This window comes from Nodosilinea sp. LEGE 07088 (assembly GCF_015207395.1).
In the GTDB taxonomy this organism is placed as follows: Bacteria; Cyanobacteriota; Cyanobacteriia; order Phormidesmidales; family Phormidesmidaceae; genus Nodosilinea.
Genome location: NZ_JADEWX010000018.1, coordinates 53,083 through 64,400, shown reverse-complemented (window position 1 = coordinate 64,400; position 11,318 = coordinate 53,083). Strand labels below are relative to the sequence as shown.

Below are 11,318 nucleotides of genomic sequence, written 5' to 3'. Positions count from 1 at the left end.
ATGACGGCTTGGATTTCAGGTTCTCTGGCACTAGATTCATTCCTCTGTTAGACCAGATCTTTGCGCTCTTGACAACCCCTTGCCGGTTACACATCCACCGTCTTACCAGCGGTTATTGAGAAGTTACGTGGAAGGCCCCTTTCGATCGGTCTATGAGTTGGAAGATGGTGATGATGCCATCGATCCAGAAGCTGAAGAAACCCTGGAATTTTTGAATGAACTCTATGATGACGAATTCAACGATGCTCTGTTTGAATTGGCCAATGAATCCGCCGATCTCTATGAAGAGCGATTTGAAAGTGAGTATGGCGACTCTCTAGTTCAAAAAGCCCAGGCTATGCGGATGCTGGAGCAGCATTTTGCTCCTTTAGCTCAGGAGGCAGAAACCTTTTTAGACAGTCTGGCAGGTGAAATTGATCAATTAGATCCAAATCGGGCTGGTGAATCTGAGCTAGAAGCTTTTGTTGAAAGTTATGAGCCCAAAAGCAGCCTTTCTCCAGAATTTGAAAATTTCCTAGGCGGCTTGATGAAGAAAGCCAAAAAATGGGCTAAAAAAGGATTAAAAGTGGTTGGAAAACTAGGTCTTAAGCAGATTATAAATAGGAGCAAAAAGCTGCTCAAGCCGCTGCTAAAAAAAGTTTTGGAAATGGCCATTAATAAATTGCCTCTGCACCTGCACTTCCCTGCAAAAGAGCTGGCTAAAAAGGTTTTAAAAACAGAGGTAAACGAAGCAGAATTTGAGCTAGAAGACGCCACCCCAGACATCTCCGGTATTCAGCGCGAGTTTGACGAGCAGATGGCGAATCTTCTCTTTGCTCGAGAGGCCGTCGAGCAAGAAGTGGCCATTGCCGAATATGTCCGGAAGGCAGAGCAGCCCTTATCTTACGATCCCCTTAGCGACCTGGATCGGGCTCGTAGTCAGTTTGTCCGACAATTGGGCGAACTGCAAGACGGAGAAGACCCTACCCCACTGGTGGAAAACTTTATTCCCGCCATTTTGCCGGTGCTGAAGGCTGGGATTAGCCTGATTGGTCGATCCAAGGTGGTGAACTACCTGGCGAAATATCTGGCAAAACTCATTCGTAAGCTAATTGGACCCCAATATGCTCCGGCACTATCCCAGGCCATTGTGGATGTAGGGCTGCGCCTGATTAACCTAGAAGCTACTCCGGAAGACGAAGCCTTAGCCGCACGAACCGCTGTTGCAGCCACTATCGAAGATACTGTACGCCAGGTAGCTGCTCTACCGGAGTATGTTCTGGATAACCAGGAACTTCTGGAAGGCTTTATCATGGAAGCTTTTGAGCAGTCAGCTACCGCCAACCTACCCCCCATCCTGCCGGAGCGGGTTTATGAGACTCGCCCTGACCTGAGGGAAACCACTGGCCCCAAAGGTACCTGGGTATTGCAGCCGCTGCGAGGCAAAAAGCAGTATAAGAAATGCACCCGCATCTATGAAACGGTCCTGACGCCCCATGTCGTTCAGGTGGTCAAAACCTATTGCGACATTCCTCTGGTGGAGTTTTTGCAAGATCGTCTGGGACTGTTACCAGGACGCCCCGTCAAAGCTCGGGTTCACCTCTATGAGGCGATTCCTGGCACCCGGATGAGCCAGATCTGTAAAGCAGAACGCTATGTTTCGGGACTGGGCCAGCGGTCAGCCTGGACCAATCTGCATCCTCTTACTCCGGTAGCTGCTGGCATGCTGCTGGGGCAGCCCGGACTAGGACGGGAGGTGCCCTCAGCCTATTTAGACCATGACCCCATTACAGCGGTAGGGCAACGGCTCTACTATCTGGAAATTCCGGAAGCCCGTCCTCAACTCATCTCTGCTTCAGGACAGATTCCTAAAGCCAGACGTGTTAGGCAGCTGCATGTGAAGTGGGACTTTCCTCAAGATCAAATTCAAATCAATCTATTTCTCAGTGAAGCTGTTGCCCAGGCCATAGCGACAAAGCTGCGCCAGGAAGCCCCCTTGGGCAGCGTTATGGCTCAGGTGCAGGCCATCATGGAGCCACGCCTGACAAAAATTCTATCCGGCAAGCACCACCACCACCTGCGAATCATCCACGGCAGGGTTACTCCTAGCAAATCCCGAGGACGTATTCTCAGGTCCTTACCATCAACAGTTCGAGAGAGTCTGAGCAAGAAATTAATAGAGTGGGTTGGCCAAGGCCTCAGCACCTACTTTCAGCAAAAGCCTCAAGACTTTATTGCAGCTACGGAAAACCCCGCCGATGGTGTAACCCTCAAAATAGTGATGATCCACCCGCCGGGTTTCGCCGGGTTACGAAAGGCTTTGCGGGGTGATATGACAAATGGGCAGGAACTGCTCCAAGAACTGCAAACGATGAAAGACCAACCGACCGTTAACATTCAGGTCATGCCGGGGTTCAGCCATGATTGACACCGTCGATCGACAGCAGTTACAACTGGGTCGGCAGGTTGCCCACTGGACTATGGCCGCGTTGCGGCTGAGTGACCTGGATGATCTAGCATCGCCGAGTGCCTGGAATAGTCTGGAAAACTACCTGGGTTTGGTATTGCGCCAGAACCTGGCCGCCACAGTAGACCGGCTACAGCGCCAGGCTGCCGCGTTGCAGTCCCAGTGGAATGGCGCTAAAACTGCTGCTGAATTTCAGCAAGTAGAGCACCACCTGCTAGAGTTTCGCCAGCGATATCTGCGCACCGAGACCTTACTCGACTTTTACGCCGATGCCATCAACACCCGCACCAACTCCTCTACGGCGGCTCTGTTGCGGGCCTGTGATGTGCTGGCCCGACGCAGCATGGCCGCCCTGCTGGACCAGCTAGGTTTAACGGCTCCGCCGGTCTTGACCTATTTGGATAAGGGGCTGGGGGCATCTATCTTAAAAGCTGGACTGCGTCTGTGGGATGGCAGAACCGAGAGTCTGGTAGCGGCGATCAAAATTGTGCGGCATAACCTCTATCGGCCAACAGCGCTGATTCATGAAGCCGGTCACCAGGTGGCCCATGCCGTGGGCTGGAGTAAAGAACTGGCAGCTGGCTTAGAGCACCAATTTGGTGGCATGTCACCTAAGTTAGGTCGCCTTTGGGCCAGTTGGGCTAGCGAAATCGCCGCCGATGCCTACGCCTTTGTCCACACTGGCTATGCCTCAGTAGCCGGGCTGCATGACGTATTGGCTGGGGGGCCGACCGTTGCCTTCCGCTATATGCCCGGAGATCCCCATCCCATTAGCTATTTACGGGTGCTACTGGGGGTGGAGATGTGTCGCCTGTACTTTGGCCCTGGCCCCTGGGACGATCTGGCTGATCAGTGGAGCCGCAGTAATCGATGGGAAGAAGCTTCTGCAGAGGTTCAGACGATCATTCCCCACTCTCTGCCCTGGCTGCCGCACCTGGCGAAATGGGTTTTAACAGGCCCACTGCGGGCATTTCGGGGAGCGCCCCTGGCAGCCCTGATTGACCCCCGGCAGGTCAGCCCTGAGGCTCTGGCTCAGCTTCAACGCCGGGGTAGCAATGCACTTTATACCTCCCATCACTGGATCTGGACAGAGTCGCTTCGGCTACTGGCCCTGAGCGGTTATCGAGCTGCCACAGAACCCCACCACGCCCTGGAGATTTTGCAGCAGCAAAAAGACTGGATGCTGCGCCTGGGAGAAACATTGAAGACCGTCTAACGACTACCTGTGCGAGGGAAATCAGGAGTGACCGCTAGAAGCCTATTAACCAACCTGTTGAAATGTGTGCCTGATAAGGAGACAAAGCCCATGAGCACCAGTGGAGAAACACCTCGAGCTTCAATCGCTTCTCAAACAGTACCAGAAACCCAGAAACCCTGCCCCCCGGCCTTAGCCGAACAGGTCCGTAAAGCCAGCGAAGAGTTTGACCTGGTCAAAGAGACCCTAATCGGTCCGACACGAGAAAATGCGGAGGGTAAAACCTGGGTATTGCCGCCAGAAGAGCCCAAAACCAAATTCAGCACGCCTTAATTCAACAATCCTTCATTGTGAGGCACTCAAGATGTTTAGACGACTTGTGGCACCCCCCCTCTCTGGCGACCCTGGTATTCCCGGTACTGAGGTTGATCGCAACAAAGCAGAACAGCTTTTCCGTCTGCACCCAACTGAACTGGCGGCGTTGCTCGAACTTGCATGGGAATTCCGAGACTGGGAAACCGATCCGTCTGGTAATCCTGTGCATCCCCTGGGACATCCCAAACGGCGGAGTGACATTCCGCCCCTCCCTGAGTATTTGCTCAACACCTTATTCGCAAGTGCCCCCACCAACGAATTCGGCAATTTCGTCAATACCAATCGGAATCAATTTCGTCCCGGTCCAGCAGCTGCCGCTAACCGCCCCATTGGAGGAAAAGTTTTCTGGGATCATCTAATCTATGCTTACCTGATTGAAAATACCCGGATTTATGAAATTTTTCAGCGGGTACTTTACGAGTATCGCCATGGAGAACGATTAGGTGTCCCCCTGGCAAGTAGTCAGCACTGGCTGCGCAATACTGAAGAACTGTTCTATCGAGACCCGCCTCCCTTTTCAATTCTTTCGGTGGTGAGTTATGTTCGTCCAGATCTGCGGGCTTCCCGACGTAATGTCTACTACCGCATGTTTGGCATGGACCTGAACCACGGTGTTGATGACAAGCCCATCTATCCTTACGAAAAAGCTGAAACTGCCAACAGAGAATTTCAAAAAACCTTTGAGGAGTTCCTGCGGGAGGTTTGGATCGCAATTTCTAATGCAAACAACAGTAGCGGCACCAGTCCCAGGGATGATGCGGCGATCGCAAACCTGGCTCGTCGCCTTTACGACATGCTGAGAACCCGTCGACAAAATGGCAACCTTTCCCGAGAAGAATTTTTCTTTGTGTCCATTATGTCCTGGTTTCACTTATCGGTTCAGTTTGATTCTCCCATCGTTGTATCGCTCCGGGCCGAAGGTTCCAGCGAGGAAGAACGCCTCAAAAAGATTGCCGAGAGGGTCAAGCTGCCCCTCCATGCCAAGTCCTACTACTTCTTTGGCCTCGCAGATCGCATGTCGTGGCTGCTGACCCAAATTGAACTGGGTACCTACAATGACCCGCTGGCGGTACCCGCCCTCTACACCCCTGGCTTACCGGCTGAGGGAGTGATGCGTTTGATCATCACTTACTGGTCAGAAGCAACTGAACGCAACATGAAAGAACGTCCCCGCTCGGTTTTGGTTGAACGATAAGATTTGAAACTCGATTAGTCAGTTTTTATGCTGAGGAAGTTCCATGTCTTCTACACATGACTATTTTTCCAACTCAATAGATGCACATGGATTTGAGCCTAAGTATGGATCGCCGTATCTTGACGAAGAGCTTCTTATTGAGACGAATAGAATACCTCAGAACTGGAGGATTTATGAATCGAGCTTGAGCAATGAAAGTCCGTTTCTTAAGGCTTTTGAGGAAGGAAATAGAAAATCTCTCAAACAAGAAAATTTAGAGAAAGATGATGAACTGAATGGAGAAGATGAGTTTACAGAAAACGACTTAGAGCTTGAGGATTTCAAAGATCTGCTGCTTGAGCAAGAGATAATCGGCAAAGATACCCGAGTTTTAGTCAAAGACACACTAGCCATACCTTATCGCTGGATTTGCTCCTTGGATCTACATTACGTTAACGGAGTCATAAGCAGAGGCACAGGAATCTTAATTGGTGAACGCTATGTTTTAACTGTCGCCCACGCTCTAGTCTCGGAAAAAGACAGCAATTCTATCGAAAAAATTATCGTCATTCCAGCTCGAAATGGAATGCGAGAACCACTGGGACGTGTAGAGGCAAAAGCATGGAATATTTGTGAAAATTGGAAGCCGCCTTATCTTCACGCTTGGCAATATGACTATGCTTTGATTACATTGGAAAGAGATATTGCTTCACCTAAGTATTCTGAGCTAGGCAACCAATCCCTAGGCTACTGGGGCCACAAAACACTTGGGCAAGGAACCATCATAAGACCTGTAGAGCCAAATTTCTTATCCGGCAAAACGGTAATTGTTAATATTGCTGGCTATCCTGGCGACAAATGTGGAGTCATTCCTTTAAAGCCAGGTAAGGGATGTTCGCCAATTGAACTTCAAGCATCTACTCAATGGAGAGCATTTGGCAAAATAGTAGAAGTGAAACCGGAGCGTTCTCTAATCAAACATACCGTAGATACTTATCATGGTCACAGCGGTGCACCTGTTTGGCTACGTTATAAAAACCGCCGTAATTTAGTTGGGATTCATGCCAGACCCGCAGATTCAACATATTACGAAAAAGATGATAATTTTATCCGAGTCAACAACTTTGCCGTGCGCATAACAAAAGAAATTTTGACCGATATCAATTCATGGATGAATGCTAATGTAGATCGAGAAGGCATTCAAGAAATTGAGCCTGAAGATCACAAAATTACATTGGATAAGAGTGAAGCACTCCTGGAATCTGTCCCATATGAAGTTGAGGATTTCGGCGAGGAGATATTGGACGAATTTCCTGAGCGACAGTATGAAGATAAAGAAGAGAATCTTTATCTTGAGGATGACAGCATCGACGGATCGGAAACCTATGCTACTGATGTAGCAGGCGAACTATACCAGGACTCATTTGATGAAAGAGACAGTGATGAAATAGATCAATGTGTAGATGAGCAAGAAAGTGGTCTAGATTTCGAAGATCAAGCATATCGGAATCGACGATGTAGCTCTTATGATAGTTGTCTTGACGAAGCTTTGCAAAGATTTAAGCCCAGCAGTTTTCGAGCACCTGTCAATGTTGAGAGAGGAGGTAAGTATGACCAAGGAAACTGGGATTTGAAAATAATCAGAAACGAACGTGGCAGGAACGAGAGAATTCTGGTTTTAAAGTCTGACAAAACTACTCCTTCAAAGGCTATCTGGGAAATCGTTAACTATGGCCATCGATGGACTATGGAATGTGCCTTCTTTGTTCAAGTTATCTATCTCTATGCCGTATCTCAAATGAATCCCGAACAGTTTGACCAGCGTTGGAAGGGTGAATTTCGACTTCGATTCCACTGGTCTACCGGTGCTGGTCGAGATCAGATTTTAGCTTTTTATAGACGAGGAGGGAGTAACGGAAGGAAATGCCAAGAGAATAAATTAGAGCCCTGGCAGAGATATTACAAGGGACAATGGAAGCTTCTAGATTCAACCTGGAATGATGAAAAAATTCTTGATAATGTCCCTCGCGGCAGTAGAGTTATGTGGAGTCACGAACAAGGCACAGGTGCTTGGATGAATGAGAATACTGTCAAGGTTGGTAAAGATCAATACTTGGCTTTTGGTTTCACCTCCAAAGCGCTAATACTAACTGGCCGACAAGTTGAACTCCTGCTAGCTGCTGTAGGATTAAATGAAGATAGGAATGCAATCATTAGGGATCCTCAAAATGCTAGCCAGGCAGTAAAAGATGCTGCCAGGAATTATGTGTTTCTGTGTGAGGTTGTTAGATTTCGCCGCCCCAAAGCTGATAATGGTCGAAGATAGACTTATCTCACAATTGCTGAAAATCAGGTTTTCTGTTTAGGTCACGCTATAGCTGTGTCCACCTGATTACCCTGCAATACCTAATATGGTTTTTATGAAAGTTAATGAGGTATTGAAACGCTACGCTACTGGAGACCGAAATTTCGGCAGCAGTAACCTGTGTGGTCAGTCCTTCAAGGGACAGGATCTTTCGGGAGCTGACTTCAGGAAGTCAGATATCCGAGGAGCAGATTTCAGTCAGTCTAATTTATCCGGCACTAGGTTTAACCACTGCCAGGCTGGCTTAACTCCTCTGCGAACTATCATCTTCATTGTTCTTAGTTGGTTGTTGGCTGCGATCTCAGGCGTATTTTTAGGCTTAGCGATCTATCTTGTTCTGCTTATATTCGTTCCTACTCCTCTACTGATTCAGGGTATGGGAAGCGAATATAAGCCAGGACTAGAATGGATTGGGTTATTTACGCTGATTTTGTTATTAACGCAGATCTTTTTTTCCAGATTCCTAGGTCAAGTAGCTTTTCATACATTAGGCGCAATTCTTTCTCTTTCTCTTGTAATACTTACCCTGTTAGCAATATCAGATATTCCAGTTGCCGAGAACTTTTTTGGGGCAATTATGGCAGCGTGGTCGGGCGTGTTTGCCATAGAATCAGGTGGTGCGATCGCTAGTGCAATGCTTCAAATCATAGTTAGAAAAAAGGCAATCATTGTTGGCATCAGTATTATCATAAACGCACTTTTTGCTATTGCCGTCATCGATCTTATCAACTATGAATACGAACTACTCAACTTAGATGGATGGTCAGGCATTGCTGTCGGTATTTGTAAAATTCTTATTCCTGTAGCAGCATCAATTTTTAGTGCCTTTGTTGGAGTGGGGATCTTTCGAAATACCGACAATCGTTCTTGGCTGCGAAAAATTATTATTGCTTTCATTTCGATCAAAGGAAGAGGAACCAGCTTTCATCAAGCTAATCTGACCGACGCTGAGTTTAGCGCTGCGATTCTGCCTAACACCGATTTTCAAGGAGCTAATTTCACCCGAACCTTTTGGCAAGATACCCAACTTTTTCATCTATCCCTGATTGAGCAAACTTACCTGGCAGATGCCCAAATCAAGAAACTCGTTACCTCAGGAGAAGGACAGGGGCAAAGCTTTGACTACAAAGATATGCGCGGCGTCAACCTACAAAATGCACAATTGGCCGACGCTAGTTTTATTGGCGCTAATCTAAGTGAAGCCAATCTCTCCGGGGCTAATTTATCGCGAGCAAAATTGGTCCGCACTCAACTGTATCGAGCCAACATCAGCAACACGACCCTGACCGGAGCTTACATTCAAGACTGGGGCATCTCGACAGACACCCAATTTGATGGCATCCAGTGTGACTACATTTACATGCGTTTACCCACTCCAGCGGACCCCGACCCCTGCCGCAAACCCGATAATCGCAACGAAACCTTTGCTCCAGGCGACTTTGAAAACTTTATTGCCCCAATCATCAAGACTCTCGACCTCTACAGCCAGCAAAACGTCGATCCGCGCAATGTTGCCGAAGCCTACAAGACCATTGATCTATTTCACCACGAGGGCATTGATCCCAGTGCCGCTGCGATCGCTCTCCAGCAGCTAGCCGAACAGCATCCAGAAGCCGGGATAGAAGTTGTGGCGCTAGAAGGCCGGGGTCAAGATCAAATCCGCTTGCAGGCCATTGTATCCAGCCAGGCCAATCGCTCTGAACTCAGCGCTCAATATTCTGAGAACTACAATCAGCTTAAAGCTTTACCCTACAGTGACTTGCAGACTCTACTGTCCAGCATTATCGATAAAGACCAGCAAATTCATCGGCTCGAAACCATGCTGGAGCAGGCCATTCAGCAACCCCGGTTCTACGTTGAGACCTATCGCCACCAAGGAGAGTTCATCATGTCCCAGAGTAAAGGCAATATCAATATTGAAGGGGTGCAAGGCAACGTCAGCGGTGTCGCCGCTGCAGGCGACCATTTAGAGATGACCGGAACTTTGCTAGGAGAGATTAGCGGCACCGTCACCAACACCATTAATCAACTCCCCAGTTCTTCTGATCCCAATCAACCTGGGCTCAAAGAGTTGCTGACCCAGCTCCAGGCCGCGATCGAGTCTGAAGCCGAATTAAGCAATGAGGATAAAGCTGAAGCCTTAGAACAGGTCAAAGTCTTGGCAGAGGCTGGGCAGCAGCCTGAAGATGGCCCTCTAAAGAAATCAGCTAAAACAGCCCTGAAAATATTGAAAGGCACGATAGCCAGTCTACCGAGCGCCACAGATTTGGTTCAGGAATCTAGCAAGTTGTTGATAGCGATCGCTGCCCTATTGGCGATTGTTTAGTGACAAAGACAAGCGCCAACTCAAATTAAGGCTTGTTCAAAGCAAGGAATTGAGGAATTGAAGCGCTATTCACCAAACTCCTCTTCCTGCAATCGATGGTGATCCGTACTGGGTTTCTAAGTTGCCTAGTCATCACTCGGTTATGCATTTCACCAGAGTTGATTGAGTGGAAAGAGTCGCGTGGCTCACTTGCGAAAGTTGGGACTATGGCTGAAAATCTTACTCTGATTCGACTGGCGATCGAGCATCGGCCTCTCCTGCTGTCGATGCTTGAAGATTATCAAACTGCTGGGGAACAGTTCCTTTCTCAGCCCTTGCTGGAGCAGCTTCAGACCGATTTTGCCGCATTAGTGCAGCAGCTTCAGTCGGAGGAGGCTGACCGAAATTTACCCGATGGTAAAGTCCCACAGTCCACCCTATGGCTAATGCGAAACTCTGCTGAGTTGTTGGGGCGCGTCAACTTGCGGCATCGGTTAACCCCAGCGCTGGAACACCATGGCGGACACATCGGCTACTGCATTCGTCCATCTCGGCGGGGGCAGGGCTATGGCACTAAAATGCTAGCGCTAGCTCTGGACGAAGCCCGGCGGCTCGGGTTGTCCAAAATCCTGATGACCTGTGATGTGGACAATCTAGCCTTAGCCCGAGGCATCGAGAAGAACGGTGGAGTGTTGGTCAGTCAAGGGGTTTCGGATGTGTCTGGCCAACTGATTGCCCGCTACTGGATTGCGCTATGAACCCGCTGAAAACCGACTACATTGCCCACGATCGCATCTACCAACAGCTCAAGGCAAAAGGAGCCTTCGGTTGGACCTCAGAGAGCGATCAGACCGAGGTGGTGCAGCCCCGAATTTTGCAGGCGATCGCTTGCCTCGCCCTCGCACCCGGTAGCCGCATTCTAGATCTGGGCTGTGGCACGGGCGATATTGCTGTCTGGCTGGCGAACTCGGGATATGCAGCCTATGGAATTGATATTGCTCCCAGCGCGATCGCCTGGGCTAAGGAAAAAGCTCAAGCCCAACAGTCCCAGGTTCAATTCACCGTTGGCAGCGTGCTGGACCTGGCGGTCTATGAGGATGACTCTTTCGATCTGGTGGTTGATAGCCGCTGCCTGCACTGCATCATTGGTCCAGACCGAGCCCACACGCTGGCCAATATTTATCGGGTTCTGAAGCCCAGCGGGGGCTTTCTAATTCAGAGTATGTGCGGCGAGGTGATGGAGGATTCTCCCATGCGGCCAACTTTTGACCCTAACTCTTGCTGCACGATGAATGATCAGGGCATTGCTACTCGCTACATTGGCTCAGCGTCTGTCATCCTTGAGGAGCTGACGACAGCAGGCTTTAGCATTGACAATTGGCATGTCGTCCCCCGTGAAGGCCCCCATGACCAGGATGATTTAGTGGCCCTGGCGGTTAAACCGAACGCCTAACTGGC

The 11,318-nt window shown here is 49.2% G+C and carries 7 protein-coding genes; all 7 read left to right on the top strand.

Features of this window, described 5'->3' with window-relative positions; all coding sequences use genetic code 11:
- The first annotated feature begins 127 nt into the window (after positions 1–127).
- Entirely contained in the window at positions 128–2,407 is a 2,280-nt protein-coding gene (locus IQ254_RS07075) for a hypothetical protein (RefSeq protein WP_193965466.1), read from the top strand.
- A complete protein-coding gene (locus tag IQ254_RS07070) occupies positions 2,400–3,662 on the top strand; it encodes a hypothetical protein (RefSeq protein ID WP_193965465.1) in 1,263 nt (420 codons plus the stop codon). The genes IQ254_RS07075 and IQ254_RS07070 overlap by 8 nt, the downstream gene beginning before the upstream one ends.
- 343 nt (positions 3,663–4,005) lie before the next feature.
- Complete coding sequence (locus tag IQ254_RS07065) at positions 4,006–5,211, top strand: hypothetical protein (RefSeq protein WP_228040301.1); 1,206 nt, start codon at positions 4,006–4,008, stop codon at positions 5,209–5,211.
- Positions 5,212–5,254: 43 nt separating this feature from the next.
- Positions 5,255–7,516 (top strand): serine protease, encoded by a 2,262-nt coding sequence (locus tag IQ254_RS07060; RefSeq protein ID WP_193965464.1) that lies wholly within the window; start codon positions 5,255–5,257, stop codon positions 7,514–7,516.
- 85 nt (positions 7,517–7,601) lie between these two features.
- Positions 7,602–9,881: a pentapeptide repeat-containing protein gene (locus tag IQ254_RS07055; protein WP_228040299.1), complete on the top strand. Its 2,280-nt coding sequence runs from the start codon at positions 7,602–7,604 to the stop codon at positions 9,879–9,881.
- 206 nt (positions 9,882–10,087) lie between these two features.
- The gene (locus IQ254_RS07050) at positions 10,088–10,618 is read left to right on the top strand and encodes a GNAT family N-acetyltransferase (protein ID WP_193965463.1); all 531 of its coding nucleotides are present in this window, start codon (positions 10,088–10,090) and stop codon (positions 10,616–10,618) included.
- Positions 10,615–11,313, top strand: coding sequence for a class I SAM-dependent methyltransferase (locus IQ254_RS07045; RefSeq protein ID WP_193965462.1), 699 nt, complete (start codon positions 10,615–10,617; stop codon positions 11,311–11,313). The genes IQ254_RS07050 and IQ254_RS07045 overlap by 4 nt, the downstream gene beginning before the upstream one ends.
- The last annotated feature ends 5 nt before the right edge of the window (positions 11,314–11,318 follow it).